18 protein-coding genes are annotated in these 13,277 nt (G+C 63.7%); 10 read left to right on the top strand and 8 right to left on the bottom strand.

What is annotated here, in order from left to right:
* Window positions 1-700: pirin family protein (locus QM590_RS19405; RefSeq protein ID WP_269596011.1), on the bottom strand; the 700-nt coding region annotated here is incomplete at its 3' end.
* A gap of 31 nt (window positions 701-731) precedes the next feature.
* Window positions 732-1,223 (bottom strand): VOC family protein, encoded by a 492-nt coding sequence (locus QM590_RS19400; RefSeq protein ID WP_149406763.1) that lies wholly within the window; start codon window positions 1,221-1,223, stop codon window positions 732-734.
* A gap of 85 nt (window positions 1,224-1,308) precedes the next feature.
* Here QM590_RS19400 and QM590_RS19395 point away from each other — a divergent pair, with 85 nt between their 5' ends.
* Genes QM590_RS19395 through QM590_RS19385 form a run of 3 tightly spaced genes read left to right on the top strand, consistent with a single transcriptional unit; the run spans window position 1,309 to window position 3,303 of the window.
* Window positions 1,309-1,761, top strand: coding sequence for a MarR family winged helix-turn-helix transcriptional regulator (locus tag QM590_RS19395; RefSeq protein ID WP_094669507.1), 453 nt, complete (start codon window positions 1,309-1,311; stop codon window positions 1,759-1,761).
* On the top strand, window positions 1,758-2,480 hold the full coding sequence (locus QM590_RS19390; RefSeq protein ID WP_269596013.1) for a pirin family protein: 723 nt from the start codon (window positions 1,758-1,760) through the stop codon (window positions 2,478-2,480). The genes QM590_RS19395 and QM590_RS19390 overlap by 4 nt, the downstream gene beginning before the upstream one ends.
* A gap of 13 nt (window positions 2,481-2,493) precedes the next feature.
* Window positions 2,494-3,303, top strand: coding sequence for an alpha/beta fold hydrolase (locus tag QM590_RS19385; protein WP_269596014.1), 810 nt, complete (start codon window positions 2,494-2,496; stop codon window positions 3,301-3,303).
* A gap of 2 nt (window positions 3,304-3,305) precedes the next feature.
* Here QM590_RS19385 and QM590_RS19380 read toward each other — a convergent pair whose 3' ends face one another.
* The gene (locus tag QM590_RS19380; protein WP_269596015.1) at window positions 3,306-3,740 is read right to left on the bottom strand and encodes a MarR family winged helix-turn-helix transcriptional regulator; all 435 of its coding nucleotides are present in this window, start codon (window positions 3,738-3,740) and stop codon (window positions 3,306-3,308) included.
* Window positions 3,741-3,803: 63 nt separating this feature from the next.
* Between QM590_RS19380 and QM590_RS19375 the strand changes: the two genes are divergently transcribed.
* The 4 genes from QM590_RS19375 to QM590_RS19360 all read left to right on the top strand — a co-directional run bounded on the left by QM590_RS19375 (window position 3,804) and on the right by QM590_RS19360 (window position 5,478).
* Window positions 3,804-4,175 (top strand): VOC family protein, encoded by a 372-nt coding sequence (locus QM590_RS19375; protein WP_269596016.1) that lies wholly within the window; start codon window positions 3,804-3,806, stop codon window positions 4,173-4,175.
* 148 nt (window positions 4,176-4,323) lie between these two features.
* Window positions 4,324-4,587, top strand: a complete 264-nt coding sequence (locus QM590_RS19370; RefSeq protein ID WP_149406759.1) for a hypothetical protein — start codon at window positions 4,324-4,326, stop codon at window positions 4,585-4,587.
* Window positions 4,588-4,714: 127 nt separating this feature from the next.
* Complete coding sequence (locus QM590_RS19365) at window positions 4,715-5,257, top strand: helix-turn-helix domain-containing protein (protein WP_269596017.1); 543 nt, start codon at window positions 4,715-4,717, stop codon at window positions 5,255-5,257.
* Between the two features lie 8 nt (window positions 5,258-5,265).
* A complete protein-coding gene (locus QM590_RS19360; RefSeq protein WP_269596018.1) occupies window positions 5,266-5,478 on the top strand; it encodes a hypothetical protein in 213 nt (70 codons plus the stop codon).
* 12 nt (window positions 5,479-5,490) lie between these two features.
* Here QM590_RS19360 and QM590_RS19355 read toward each other — a convergent pair whose 3' ends face one another.
* The 4 genes from QM590_RS19355 to QM590_RS19340 form a co-directional block, all read right to left on the bottom strand.
* Entirely contained in the window at window positions 5,491-6,432 is a 942-nt protein-coding gene (locus QM590_RS19355) for a DUF808 domain-containing protein (protein WP_269596019.1), read from the bottom strand.
* A 115-nt stretch (window positions 6,433-6,547) separates the two neighbouring features.
* Window positions 6,548-7,711, bottom strand: a complete 1,164-nt coding sequence (locus QM590_RS19350) for an NADH:flavin oxidoreductase/NADH oxidase (protein ID WP_269596020.1) — start codon at window positions 7,709-7,711, stop codon at window positions 6,548-6,550.
* Between the two features lie 124 nt (window positions 7,712-7,835).
* Entirely contained in the window at window positions 7,836-9,056 is a 1,221-nt protein-coding gene (locus QM590_RS19345; RefSeq protein WP_149406755.1) for a pyridoxal phosphate-dependent aminotransferase, read from the bottom strand.
* The gene (locus tag QM590_RS19340) at window positions 9,053-9,994 is read right to left on the bottom strand and encodes a DMT family transporter (protein WP_269596021.1); all 942 of its coding nucleotides are present in this window, start codon (window positions 9,992-9,994) and stop codon (window positions 9,053-9,055) included. The genes QM590_RS19345 and QM590_RS19340 overlap by 4 nt, the downstream gene beginning before the upstream one ends.
* On the opposite strand from QM590_RS19340, the gene QM590_RS19335 reads away from it, so the two are divergent.
* Entirely contained in the window at window positions 9,993-11,387 is a 1,395-nt protein-coding gene (locus QM590_RS19335; protein ID WP_269596022.1) for an aminotransferase-like domain-containing protein, read from the top strand. The genes QM590_RS19340 and QM590_RS19335 overlap by 2 nt on opposite strands.
* Here the strand turns inward: QM590_RS19335 and QM590_RS19330 are convergent.
* Entirely contained in the window at window positions 11,380-11,655 is a 276-nt protein-coding gene (locus QM590_RS19330; protein ID WP_269596023.1) for a PLD nuclease N-terminal domain-containing protein, read from the bottom strand. The genes QM590_RS19335 and QM590_RS19330 overlap by 8 nt on opposite strands.
* A gap of 277 nt (window positions 11,656-11,932) precedes the next feature.
* Between QM590_RS19330 and QM590_RS19325 the strand changes: the two genes are divergently transcribed.
* Both QM590_RS19325 and QM590_RS19320 read left to right on the top strand, forming a co-directional pair.
* Window positions 11,933-12,511 (top strand): hypothetical protein, encoded by a 579-nt coding sequence (locus QM590_RS19325; RefSeq protein WP_269596024.1) that lies wholly within the window; start codon window positions 11,933-11,935, stop codon window positions 12,509-12,511.
* A gap of 67 nt (window positions 12,512-12,578) precedes the next feature.
* Complete coding sequence (locus QM590_RS19320) at window positions 12,579-13,202, top strand: luciferase domain-containing protein (RefSeq protein WP_269596025.1); 624 nt, start codon at window positions 12,579-12,581, stop codon at window positions 13,200-13,202.
* Window positions 13,203-13,277 lie beyond the last annotated feature (75 nt).

Here is a 13,277-nt window from a genome sequence, read left to right as displayed (position 1 = left end):
CATCGCAAACATCCCTAATGATCAGGCCCGTTGCGACCACCGCTCGAATCCGCCCACCCTCGGCTACGAAGATGTGCACGAACGGCGCGTCGGGAACGTCGACCGGGGCTTGTCCTGGCTGCAGACGTGCAGCGTGCATCGCGGCGTACTTGTTCTTGATTCGGATCGCCGCGTGATCGGCGTGGCGCGCCATCCCTGACGCCACCGGAACCAGCCCGCCACTGAGCAATTCGCTGTCGATTTCGAGCTGCTCGTAGCCCGGGGTGATGCCCTGTTCGTCGGGCACAACCCACATCTGGACGAATCGAACGGGATCGCCGTGCTTGCCCGAGTACGAGCCGGCGGTTTCACCGAGTCGCCACGAGTCGTTCTTCTCCGAGTGCAGAATTCCTGTGCCTGCACTCATGCGCTGCGCGAGGCCGGGATAGATGACGCCGGAGTGGCCCATCGAATCCTGGTGCACCAGCGATCCTTGCAGTACCCAGGTCACGATCTCCATGTCACGGTGTGGGTGGGTGTCGAATCCCTGCCCGGGGGTGACGATGTCGTCGTTGTTGACCATCAAGACACCGTGGTGGGTGTTGCCACGATCGAAGTGATTGCCGAAGGAGAAGGAGTGCTTGGAGTCGAGCCAGCCGATCTTGGTCTTGAATCGGTCGTCGGCCCGTCGGACGTCGAGTGTGGTTGCTGCAGAGGTCATGTCATTGCCTCGAATCTCGAAGTATGGGGGGTCAGAGAACGTGCGAGCCGTACATCTCACCGAGTGGATCGGCGATCAGTTCGAGACGCGCACCGTCGGGGTCGCGGAAGTACAGCGAGACATCGCTGTGCTCGATCAGTTCCACTCCGGCGTCGATCAGCTTGGTACGCAGGTGTTCCCACCTGGTGGGCTCGACGCTGATCGCCACGTGGTGGAGGCCGCCGAGCACCTCTGCATACGGTCCGACGTCGAGTCCGGGAAAGTCGAAGAACGCCAGCAGGTTGCTGTTGCCGATATCGAAGAAGAAGTGCGAGGAGCCTGGGTAGTCACGGTTCTCGATGAGTTCGGTGAGCGGGAACTCAAGGAGATCCTGGTAGAAGCGAACCGTGGCTTCGACGTCGCTGCTGACCAAAGCGGTGTGATGCAGTCCCCTGGCCGACGACGCGGGCCGCTCGCCTGCAGGCTTCATGTGCTGGGCACGGATGCGGTCACGCTCGATGGTGTGCTGATCTGTCTCGGTCATCGCTCTACCCTTCGGGTCAAGTAGTTGCTTCGTCAACTACCACGACAGTACACCGAGTAGTTGCGTTGTCAACTAATATGGACCCATGGAATCTCCACGGTGGCTCAGCCAGGACGAACAGTCGGCCTGGCGCGCATACCTCGACGCGACTCGGCTGCTGCTTCGCGATCTCGACAACCAGCTCACGCGCGACTCCGGTATCTCGTTCACCGACTTCGAGTTGCTGGTGGTGCTCTCCGAAGCGCCCGATCGCCGACGCCGCATGAGCGAACTCGCCGACGCCGTCACCACCACTCGAAGCGGCGTGACGAGGGCCATCAGCCGGTTGGTCGAGTGCGGTTGGGTTCGACGCGTCAAATGCGACGACGACAAGCGGGGCATGTCCGCCGAGCTCACCGAGTCCGGCCTCAGCACCCTCGCCGAGGCCAGTCCAGGGCACGCCGCAGCGGTACGGGAGAACATGTTCGACCTGGTGAACCCAGAGGATCTCGCGGCCCTCACCCGCACTTTCTCGGCAATGCGGAACCACGCGTCGTGACCCTCACCCACATTCCCAGCGAGCAGCGGCATCACTGGTGGAACGAATGGCTCGACTCCAAACAGTCCTTCCCCGCCACCGGCAACTACGACCTGGCTGCGAACGCGCACGGCCTGCTGATGGTGCACAACGAGGACACCGTCTTTCCCGGTGAGGGCTTCGATTCGCACGAGCACCGGAACATGGAGATCCTCACGTGGGTACTCGAGGGCACGCTCGCGCACACCGATTCCGAGGGCAATTCCGGACTGATCCGCCCCGGTCTGATTCAACGCATGAGTGCGGGCACCGGCATTCGCCACACCGAACGCAACGCGTCGAGCCTGACCAGCCGCGACAAGCTACGCGTCGTACAGATGTGGATCCCGCCGGATGCCGACGGACGGGTGCCCTCGTACGACGAACTGGACGTGCGCGACGAGTTGGCATCCGGCGAGCTGGTCTGTGTGGCATCGGGAATGCCGAGCAGAAGTGGAATACACATCGGCAATCGCTTTGCGGCACTGCACGTTGCGCGGCTCGCGCCCGGACAGTCCATCACCGTTCCCGACGCGCCGTTCGGTCACGTCTTCGTCGCCGACGGTTCGGCGATGTTCGAGGACATCGGCGATCTCGCCCAGGGTGACGCGGTGCGACTGACCTCCACCGGCGGACACCGTGTGACAGCATCGACCGCGAGCGAAATCATGATCTGGGAAATGCACGCCACCTTCGCCTGAGGGAGTGTCGACTATGCCGACCATCGCCACCGATGATGCTGTCACCCTGAACTATCTGGACGAGGGCACGGGCCCGGCCGTGGTGCTCATTGCCGGTTTCTGCGCGCCCGCGACGACCTGGGCGCTGCAGCAGAAAGCGTTGGTGGACGGAGGATATCGCGTTCTGGCGCTCGATCGACGAGGACACGGTGCCTCGGAGGCACCGACCCACGGTGCGTCCATGGAGCGACACGGACGCGACGTGGCGAACTTCCTGTCCGAGGTGGGCGTCGACGAGGCCGTCTTGATCGGCGGCTCCATGGGGGCGAGCACCATCTGGTCGTACATCTCGCAATTCGGCACCGAGCACGTACGAGCCGTCGTATCGGTGGATCAGACGCCGAAGATGGTGAACAGCTCCGACTGGAAGAACGGCTTCTACGGTCTCACCGAGGACAACCGAACGACGTTCTTCGACAACGGAATACCCGATACCGGACACGGACTGTCCAAGTGGAAGTCCGTGCCGTCGCTCCTGAAGCTCGTGCTCGCGCTACGCGCGGTTCCGAAGATGGCGTCGCCCGATACCCCGCCGATGAAGGCTCTGCTCGCCGACCATGCTGCCCGGGATTGGCGCGCGACCATCGAAGCAACGGATCGGCCGTACCTGATGGTCGCCGGGCGTGAGAGTCAGTTCTGGCCTGCTGCAAACGCTTCCGAGTCCGTCGTAGGCAACTCACACGGTCGATCGGTAGTGCTGGAAAAATGCGGCCACGCCGCGAACATGGACCGGTCGAACGAATTCAACACGGCGATGCTGGAGTTCCTCGACTCGATCGAGTGAGGTCACGCGTGCGGGTGGCCGCCCAATGCCTCCGCGCACGCAACAAGATTGCGATGCAGCACTTCCCGCTCCTGCGCGGAGAGCGATTCGATCATGGTGCGTTCCACGTCTGCGACGGCGGCCGACGCTTGTCGTAGGCGTTCGATTCCCCGAGCCGTCACGTGCAGGCGTTGGTCTCGACCGGTGCCTTCGATCTCCACCAAGCCATCGCGCGTCAGCCCGGCCAGCAGCTGATGGGTTGCCTGCCGGCTGACGAACACCGCGCGGGCGAGCTCTGCGTTGGACAGCCCCGGCTTGTGTGCGAGGAGTTCGAGGCTCGAATACTGCGAGACCGTGATGTCGAGTTCGCGGAGGCGGTCGTCCATCGCCGAACGCAGGGCGGAGGTTGCCCGCTTGAGGGCGTAACCGATCGAGGTGTCGAGGTCCACTTGACTCATGTCAACATCTTGACATACATTCCAACCGTCAAGAACTTGACGACCATCTCGAAAGGACCCCACATGACCACGGCTACCGTTTCCGGACCGAGCTTCCTCTCTCTGCAAGTACGCGACCTCGCCGTCAGCGCAGACTTCTACAAGAGCCGGCTCGGTCTGGTCCGCGCTCCCCAGGCACCCCCCGGAGCGGTGGTGTTCACAACCTCACCCATCCCGTTCGCCGTCCGAAACCCAACTCCCGGAACCGATCTCGACAGCGGACAGGCGGGACTGGGGGTAGCCCTGTGGCTCTCCTGCGACGACGCCGAGGCGCTGCACGAGTCACTGGTCGCCGCCGGCGTGCCCATCCTGACAGCACCCTTCGACGGCCCATTCGGTAAGACCTTAGTCCTGTCCGACCCGGACGGATACGCCGTGACCGTGCACAGCAGTTAGTTCCGAAAGCGCGGCGGCCATGAGACCCTGAAACCGCCACGGCCTCCGCAGAGTAGGGACCTTCACCATTCTCAGAGCCTTGATCGACCGGACCATCGCGGCATCCAATGCACCACGAAAGCCCGCCAAACCACCAGGCCCGATCCTATTGACATTCACCACAAGCGTCGTCGCCGCCTGGGTCTGTCTGTCCAGAAGTTGGTGGCCGTCCCCGTACGGCGAGCTGACAGGACCTGACCGGTTGCTCGTCGCACTGATTGCAACCGTGGCACTGCTGATCATCGGCCTGATCTGGGCCATCCGGGTTCTCCACGTCATCGGCCAGGATCGACGATGGTCGTGGTGGATAGTGCCCGCTCCGATCATCGTCGGCATCGGGGCGACACTGTTGATGCTGTCGCCGTCGGCGTAGTTCCGCAGACAACACCTACCTATACAGCAGTAAGTTCCGAAAGAACTATTGCGAAATATTTCTTTCGGGTTATGGTTGTCGTATGACCCCACCACCTCAGGATCGGACGCCACGGAAGCTGACGGACATGTCCGAGCTGAAGGCGCTGACGCATCCCATCCGGCTGCGACTGCTCTATGCGTTGCGCGCCAACAAGTCGATGACAGCGACCCAGCTCGGCGATCTGGTGGACGAGTCACCCGCCTCGGTGAGCTATCACCTGCGGAAACTCGCCGAGCACGGGTTCGTGAAGGAGGTCGAGAACGGATCGGACAAACGTCAGCGCTGGTGGTCGGAGGCCAACGAGAACGGGTTCAGCTGGTCCGAGAACGACTTTGCGGACTCACCCGAATCGCTACAGGTTGCGAAAGCATCCAAGGACTCCTGGTTGGCACACCAGTGGTCGCGTCTGCGCAACTTCGATCGAACATCCGAATCGTGGGGTCCGGAGTGGGTATCGGCTGCCTTCAGCACCGACAACGTCCTGCGACTGACCGCGAGCGAAACCGCCGAGATGGACGTGGAATTACGTGCCGTCGTGGACAGGTGGCGTCGACATGGGGAAGCCGCGACCTCGGGGGAGCGCGAACACGTCATGGTTCTGATGCACGGATTCCCCACGACACCATAGGAGTTGGCATGTATCCGTTCGATCCGCACACGTACCTGTTCATCGCCCGGCACGATCGCGAGTTGCATGTGCTTCGAGCCGAGCGCCGCAGACTGGCTGCTGCCCAGAAACGCCTGCGCCGCGACGAACTTCGCGTTCAACGCGCATGGGACCAGTTGACGGCATCGCTCGCCGATGTCTGCGTATCCGAGCAACGGGTGCTCGAGCTCATTCATCGGTAAGGAAAGCGGCCACTACTTCGCGGCAGCCCGCTTGGCGAGTACCTTCGAGATCCCCAGCTGCGCAGCGACGATGATGCCGCCCACGATCGCGCCGATGATCGCGGACGCGAGGGTGTTGACGATCCACGCCAGCACTCCGCCGATGCCGGCCACGCCTCGTACGGCATCCTCGCCGTGGTGCACGAGTTCGTAGATCGGATGGAATCCGAGCTCGTCGATACCGACGAGCAGGATGTGTCCGCCGACCCACAGCATCGCCGCGGTGCCGACGACCGAGAGCACCGACATGACCTTCGGCATGCCCTTGACCAGGCCTCGGCCGAACTTCTCCACGAATCCGGTGGAGCCGTCGGCCAGTTTGAGACCGATGTCGTCCATCTTCACGATCAGCGCGACGACTCCGTACACGACGATCGTGATGACCACGGCGACAACCGCCAGGATGATCAGGCGGCTCCAAAAGTCCTCTGCAGCAATGGTGTCCAGCGCGATGACCATGATCTCGGCGGACAGAATCAGATCGGTGCGCACTGCGCCGGAGACAACGGTGTCCTCGTCGCGCGGCTCGTCCTCGGCGGCGGCGTGATGGTCGCCGTGGCCGAACAGCGCGCCCCAGATCTTGTGCGCGGCCTCATAGCTGAGGTAGCAGCCGCCGATCATCAGAATCGGCGTCAACAGCCACGGTAGGAACTGACTGAGCAACAAGGCGATCGGCAGAATGATGAGCAGCTTGTTGCGCAGTGAGCCCACGGCGATGCGCTTGATGATGGGCAGTTCACGTTCGGCTGCGAGACCGCGAACGTACTGCGGCGTCACTGCTGCGTCGTCGATCACGACGCCGGCGGCCTTGGCCGTCGCCTTGCCTGTCGCCGCACCGACATCGTCGATGGACGCAGCTGCCAGACGCGCCAGCGCTGCCACGTCGTCGAGCAGGGCTACGAGTCCGCCGGCCATCACAAACCTCCGCGTCGATACGAGAACACCACTGGGCTCCTCATGATGCGAGCCCTTGGAACCCTACCGTCCGCAGGTGGTCTGTGATCGCCGTCCGGCCCCTCCTTGTCGGTGGCTACGCGATCTTGCGCTCCTCCTCGACCTCGACGACCTTCGCAGGCGGCAATCCGATGCTCGGGTCGTGTCCTCGGAAATTCTTCAACCACCAGCTCCAGTCCTCGGGCACCAGCGAGAACGGGTCACCGTGGCCGAGCTCGCGTGCAGCCCACACCGGCCAGTGCGGGTTGGCCAGCGCCGGACGACCGAGCAACACCACGTCGATCTTGCCGTCGCGGATCACGGCGTCCGCATTTTCCGGAACACCGAGGTTCCAGCTGCACGTCACCGGAATATCCAGCTCACGCTTGACCCGCGCGGCGCGCTCGACCATGAACCCCATGTCGCCGAACGGCGGGTCCACCATGTCGTCCGTGTTGAAGCCGAGGCTGACATCGGCCATATCCAGGCCGTGTTCCTTCATCCATCCGATGGCGATCATGGATTCGTCGAACTGAACCCCGTCGGGGTGATGGTCGTCCGAGCCCAACCGCATGGTGAGCGGGTACTTCTCGGGCCACACCTCACGCACCGCGTCGAGTGCCTCGAGGTGGAACCGTGCCCGGTTCTCCAGGCTTCCGCCGTACTGGTCGGTGCGCTGGTTCGCCAGCGGGGAGAAGAAGCTGGCACCGAGATAACCATGGGCGTAGTGCATTTCGAGCCACTCGTACCCGGCTTCCGCAGCACGAACAGCTGCGTCGGCGTAGCTCTGATGGATCGCCTTGATCTCGGGCACGCTGAGTTCGTGGACGGGGAACGAGTGGTCGCCGCCGTAGGGAATCGCCGACGGCGCAACACACTCCCATCCGTCGGGATGGTCTGCCGGAAGCTGGTGTCCGCCCTGCCACGGTGGCACTTCACTGCCCTTGCGTCCGGTGTGGCCCAGCTGAATCGCCGGAACCGATCCCATCTGCTTGATCATCGCCGTCACGCGAGCGTGACCCTCGATCTGATCGTCGTCGTAGATCCCGGCGCATCCGGGAGTGGTGCGTCCGTCAGGCGTGATCGCAACCTGCTCCGGGAACACCATCCCGAAGCCGCCTGCCGCACGCGCACCGAGATACATGAGGTGGAAGTCGTTCATCTTCCCGTCGACGGCGCGGTACATCGTCATCGGCGACATGGCGATGCGGTTTCGAAGCGTGACGCCCTTGAGCGTGAACGGACTGAAGAGATCGGGCATGGCAGTGGTCCTTTCCTCGGTAGAACCACCTCATCACCTGGCAGGTTTCGACCGACTACACCGGTGGTGCAAATCGGTGACGGTTTTCTCACCGTCCAACTCACCCGAGTGTGAGGGCCGATCTTCACTGCCGGTACGAGCTCATGAAGTTGCCCAGCCGCTCGAGCGCCGTTGCGAGATCGTCCACGTTGGGCAGGGTCACCAGTCGGAAGTGATCGGGCACATCCCAATTGAATGCGCGGCCGTGGCTGACCAAAATCTTCTCGGACTCGAGCAAGTCGAGGACGAATTTCTCGTCGTCGACGATGCCGAAGCGTTCGGTGTCGAGTTTGGGGAACATGTACAGCGCACCCGCTGCCTGCACGCAGCTGATTCCGTCGATGGAGTTGAGCATGCGATGCGCCAGATCGCGCTGCGCGGTCAGCCTGCCCGCCGGAAGTAGGAGATCCTCGATCGACTGCCGACCGCCGAGCGCGGTCTGTATCGCGTGCTGCGCCGGGACATTCGCACACATGCGCATATTGGACAGCAGGGTAATGCCCTCGATGAAACTCGCCGCGCGCCGACGCGGGCCCGTGATCGCCAGCCACCCGGCACGAAATCCACACACTCGGTAAGCTTTCGACAGACCCGAATAGGTCAGGCACAGAACATCTTTGCCCGTCAGAGTGGCGAGATTGATCATCTCCGCACCGTCGTAGACGATCTTCTCGTAGATCTCGTCGGCCAGCAGAATGAGATCGTGCTTCCGCGCCAGGTCGACGAATCGCTCCAGTGCCTCACGCGGATACACCGCTCCCGTGGGGTTGTTGGGATTGATCACCACGATCGCACGGGTGCGGGGGGTGATCTTGGCTTCGAGGTCCTCGAAGTCCGGGGCCCAGTCCTGGCTTTCGTCGGCCAGATAGTGGACGGGTACGCCCCCGGCGAGAGCCACCGAGCCCGTCCACAGCGGATAGTCGGGCGACGGGATCAGGATTTCGTCTTCAGGGTTGCACAAGGCCTGCATCGTCATGGTGATCAATTCCGATACCCCGTTGCCGAGGTAGACGTCGCCCACGTCGAGATCGGTCAGGCCTTTGGTCTGGTAGTACTGGACCACCGCGGTGCGGGCAGAGAACAGGCCCCGGGAGTCCGAATAACCCTGTGCGGTAGGGAGGTTGCGGATCATCGCCATCATGATCTCGTCCGGTGCCTCGAAACCGAACGGGGCAGGATTGCCGACGTTGAGCCGCAGGATCGCGTGCCCCTGCTCCTCGAGTTCTTCGGTCTTGTCCAGAATGCGTCCACGAATGTCGTACCGCACGTTCTCGAGCTTGCGCGCTTGATCGATCGATTTCGTCATTTCGAAAACTCCTCCTGCCGAACGGTCGGCGACATCCGGGTCCGGACCGCCACTGTTGCACACACGATGACCGCCGCTCCACCCACGAGCACCGGCCAGGTCAAGCCCTCGCGCAGGATGATCGCGGCCCAGCAGATGGTGAGCACAGGTTGGATCAACTGGACCTGGCTGACGCTGGACATCGGACCGATCGCCAATCCCCGGTACCAAGCGAAGAACCCCAGGTACATACTCACCACCGCCAGATACCCGAAGGCTGTCCACTCGGGCGCACCGGCTGTCGAGGGTTGCTGCCACCACGCGAACGCGGCCGATGCGCCGGTGACCGGTACGGACACGACCAGCGCCCACGACACCGTCTGCCACGCGCCTAGTTCTCGCGACAACAGGCCGCCCTCGGCGTATCCCACCGCCGCGGCCACCACTGCTCCGAGCAGCAGCAGATCCGACCACTGCACACCCGTCGACTGCCCGCCTTGCAGAGCAGCGAATCCGACTGCGACGGCAGCGCCCACGCCTGCGACCAACCAGAACATCGGCCGCACGGGTTGCCGTTCGCGGACAACAGCGACGACGGCGGTGGCGGCCGGCAACAATGCGATGACAACGGCGCTGTGCCCGGCCGATGCAGTGGTGAGGGCGTACGAGGTGAGCACCGGGAAGCCGATGACGACACCGGCCGCGATCACCGCGAGCCGCATCCACTGCCGCCCCTGAGGGAGCCGTTGCCCAGTAGCGGCGAGCGCTACCGCAGCCAATGCGGCGGCGACTACAGCGCGTCCAGTTCCGACGAAAAGCGGGGACAGGCCCCCGGTGACGGCGACGCGGGTCAGCGGCACCGTGAACGAGAACGCCGTGACGCCTGCCAGGCCCCAGAGCAGTCCGGCGCGGGATAGCAGACCCGCCCCAGACCGAGTAGCGCTACTATGCTGTGTCATGTCCGACGATAGCAGTTCCCGGATCGTGTCTGCACTGAGAATATGGATTGCGACTGCGCCACCGGAAGCCCGGCTGCCGTCCACCCGCGCCCTGGTCGCCGAACATTCGGCAAGCCCGGTCACGGTTCAGAAGGCTCTCCGCACGCTCATCGCGCAGGGCGTCATCGAAAGCCGGCCTGGCGTCGGCACATTCGTCAAGACGGTGCGCACAGCGCGCCCCAACGATTACGGGTGGCAGACTGCGGCTCTGGGAGCGCCGGACAATCGACTGCAACTGCCAGCGGCTCTGCAGTCGACCTCGAGCGACGTGATCGCTCTGCATTCTGGCTACCCGGCCCGAGAGTTGTTGCCGGAAAGGCTTGTTCACGCGGCATTCACTCGCGCCTCCCGCACCGACGCGGTGATCGACCGACCACCCACCGCGGGCCTGCCGGAACTGCGGGCATGGTTCGCCGCCGAGTTGGGGGCGTCGACACCGTTGGGCATCACGCCACCGTCGGCCAGTGACGTCGTCATCATCCCCGGCAGCCAGACCGGACTCAGCACGGCATTTCGGGCGCTCGTCGGAGCCGGTCGGCCGTTGCTCATGGAGTCCCCGACGTACTGGGGCGCGATCCTTGCTGCCACGCAGGCAGGTGTCCGCGTCGTACCGATACCCAGCGGCGTCGACGGTCCGGACCCCGACGCGCTCGCTCGGGCATTCGCGCACACCGGCGCTCGGGCGTTCTATGCCCAACCCACGTTCGCCAGCCCCACCGGTGCACAGTGGTCGCCCACATTGTCCGAGCAGGTCCTCGCCACTGTTCGACGCCACGGCGCGTTTCTGATCGAGGACGACTCGGCCCACGATTTCGGCATCACCGCGGAGCCGAGTCCGCTGGCCGCACGGGACGACGCCGGGCATGTCGTCTACCTTCGCTCACTCACCAAGACGGTGTCACCCTCGGTTCGCCTGGCAGGCCTGATTGCTCGCGGGCCCGCACACGAACGCATCCTCGCCGATACGGGAGCCGAATCGATGTATGTCAGCGGGATTCTGCAAGCCGTGGCGCTCGATGTGGTCACGCAGCCTGCCTGGCGAACCCACCTGCGGCGGTTGCGTACTCAGCTGGCTTCGCGTCGAGACTTGTTGGCGAACAGCCTCATCGAGTTCGCACCGCGTGGACATCTCGACGCGGTGCCCCGAGGTGGACTCAATCTCTGGATGCGACTGAGCGACGACGCAGATCTGGAACGCATTGTGCGAGAATGCAAATCGGCGGGCGTCATCGTCGGGGCCGGCGACGACTACTTCCCCGCCGAACCAACCGGAAAGTACCTTCGACTCAACTATGCGGGCCCCAACCCCGGGGAGTTCGCCGACGCGGCGCGCACGATCGGTTCGATCATCTGAGACCGTTGGAGGCATCGACGGCGAACGTCGACTTCCGACCCCACACGAACCAGACCAGGGGACCGAGGAACGGGAACGCCAGAACGACGAAGATCCACACTGCGCGACCGGCGACGGTGTAGTTCGGCGATCCGATGATGCTGACCAGCGCAGCAACGAACAGTACGACCGCGCCGAGCACTGCCACCAGAACGACGGTTCCCAACCCCCACCCCAGCACCTGCTCGGTGGTGGACGGTTGCTGAGACAGAAGTGTTACGGCGTGCATGACGGTTCCTCCGATATAGCTGTTTCGTTGACCTGGACAACGTTACGAACCGGCAGGCCGCGCCACATCGGTCTGCGTGGGTATTTCGTCGTACATCTCGAGATGTACGACGCGGTCCGGGTCGGCCCCGTTGTTCAGTCGACCGAACGACACAAGCCTTTGGGGCACAGACAATTTGGCTCCGAACGATCATCCGAACAAGGGATATCCGACGCGGTTCCGTTGTGTCACCATCGCTGAGACGGACAGCCCGTCCAATACTTTCGGTGGAGGAATTGTGTCGAGCAAGAGTGGAATTCGTAAGAACCTGGCGCGCCGTTCGGTGGCGGTGGCCCTGACCGCCGCAGCGTTCACATTGGCCGCGCCCTCGTCGGCCCTGGCCCAGCCCGAACTCGGCCCGATCGTCGACAGCGGCAGCGCCATCGTCGACAGTGGCAGCGCGATTCTCGACGGCGGGAACATCATCGACAACGGTGTACGCATTCTCGGCAGCGGAAGTGCCATCGCCGGCGACATCCTCGGGATCGACACGGGTTCGGCGAACGGAGGTATCGCGACCCAGCAGTGCAACGCCTCGACACTGTCGGGCGAAGAGGGCCTGACGGAGACCCTGCACGAGTTGGGTCGAACCGGACCGACGTCGTTCGTTCTCAGCTACGACACCGTCGACGTTCCCGATCAGATCGAGGTGTTCTACCAGGGCGCACTGATCCACAACACCGGCTATGTCGGCGGCAGCACCGGCGTCGGCTCGGTGGTGGTGGCAGTTCCGCCCGGCGCAGCAACCAATGTTCTGGTGCGCGTCACCGGACCGGTCGGCACCGTCTGGACCTACACCGTGAGCTGCCCGGCCTGAGGTAGAGCTACCCACGACAGGCCCCTCCGGGCTACGTTGTCGCTGAGCGACGTGACCTGGGGGGGCTGTGCACAACGTCAAGAGCGACTACGCCGCGTGGATGGAACTGGGGCCGGGCGGCCTTCCCGCGAACGTGGGCGGCTGGCTGATCACCACTGCCCTGAGGCCACTTGCTCGACGCGATCCACTGACGGTCGCCGGCACATCGAGTCCTGGCCTGCACTGGCATCTCGAACAGCGCCCCGGGACTCGGCCGGCGATCGCGCCGCACCCCATTCCTCATCGCCAACTCACCGATCGAGGTACCCCTGCTTCGATCGAGCGTCTGACTGCCGCCGTCGCCGAACACGCCGGACCGGAATCGCCGTTTCACATGGAGCGCAGTCGATTCGAGCGACGAGGCGACGCGCTGTACGTCTCGGACATCAATGCTGCCGCGCCGTGGATATCGCGAACGAAGGGCGAAGTTCTGCACGTACACGAGAGCGAAGGCTCGATGCACGTGGTGATGCAGCCGGACGACGCCCAGACCGTCATCTCCGCCGGGTGGGGCGAACTGCACCCCTTGGCCGGACGCCCGATCCTCCGACTACCCGAGACCTACGTCTTCCTCTATGCACCAAGAAATTCCGACGACATCCACGGAATCGAACAGATCATCGGTCGCGCTGTCTCCACCGCGAGGGCCTGACTCTGCACTCGAGCGGGGTACGGACAAAGTCGGCTGAACTCTGGGCACAAGCTGTCGAACATGTGACGATCGGTG

Source organism: Rhodococcus sp. IEGM 1372 (assembly GCF_030056835.1).
GTDB lineage: Bacteria > Actinomycetota > Actinomycetes > Mycobacteriales > Mycobacteriaceae > Rhodococcoides.
This window is presented reverse-complemented; position numbering and strand designations above follow the sequence as displayed.

What these genes read in the sequence shown, in the direction of transcription:
- QM590_RS19400 (WP_149406763.1), bottom strand. Translation starts at nt 1,223, where the DNA reads ATGACCGAGACAGATCAGCACACCATCGAGCGTGACCGCATCCGTGCC.
- QM590_RS19395 (WP_094669507.1), top strand. Translation starts at nt 1,309, where the DNA reads ATGGAATCTCCACGGTGGCTCAGCCAGGACGAACAGTCGGCCTGGCGC.
- QM590_RS19385 (WP_269596014.1), top strand. Translation starts at nt 2,494, where the DNA reads ATGCCGACCATCGCCACCGATGATGCTGTCACCCTGAACTATCTGGAC.
- QM590_RS19380 (WP_269596015.1), bottom strand. Translation starts at nt 3,740, where the DNA reads ATGAGTCAAGTGGACCTCGACACCTCGATCGGTTACGCCCTCAAGCGG.
- QM590_RS19375 (WP_269596016.1), top strand. Translation starts at nt 3,804, where the DNA reads ATGACCACGGCTACCGTTTCCGGACCGAGCTTCCTCTCTCTGCAAGTA.
- QM590_RS19365 (WP_269596017.1), top strand. Translation starts at nt 4,715, where the DNA reads ATGTCCGAGCTGAAGGCGCTGACGCATCCCATCCGGCTGCGACTGCTC.
- QM590_RS19360 (WP_269596018.1), top strand. Translation starts at nt 5,266, where the DNA reads ATGTATCCGTTCGATCCGCACACGTACCTGTTCATCGCCCGGCACGAT.
- QM590_RS19355 (WP_269596019.1), bottom strand. Translation starts at nt 6,432, where the DNA reads ATGGCCGGCGGACTCGTAGCCCTGCTCGACGACGTGGCAGCGCTGGCG.
- QM590_RS19350 (WP_269596020.1), bottom strand. Translation starts at nt 7,711, where the DNA reads ATGCCCGATCTCTTCAGTCCGTTCACGCTCAAGGGCGTCACGCTTCGA.
- QM590_RS19345 (WP_149406755.1), bottom strand. Translation starts at nt 9,056, where the DNA reads ATGACGAAATCGATCGATCAAGCGCGCAAGCTCGAGAACGTGCGGTAC.
- QM590_RS19335 (WP_269596022.1), top strand. Translation starts at nt 9,993, where the DNA reads ATGTCCGACGATAGCAGTTCCCGGATCGTGTCTGCACTGAGAATATGG.
- QM590_RS19340 (WP_269596021.1), bottom strand. Translation starts at nt 9,994, where the DNA reads ATGACACAGCATAGTAGCGCTACTCGGTCTGGGGCGGGTCTGCTATCC.
- QM590_RS19330 (WP_269596023.1), bottom strand. Translation starts at nt 11,655, where the DNA reads ATGCACGCCGTAACACTTCTGTCTCAGCAACCGTCCACCACCGAGCAG.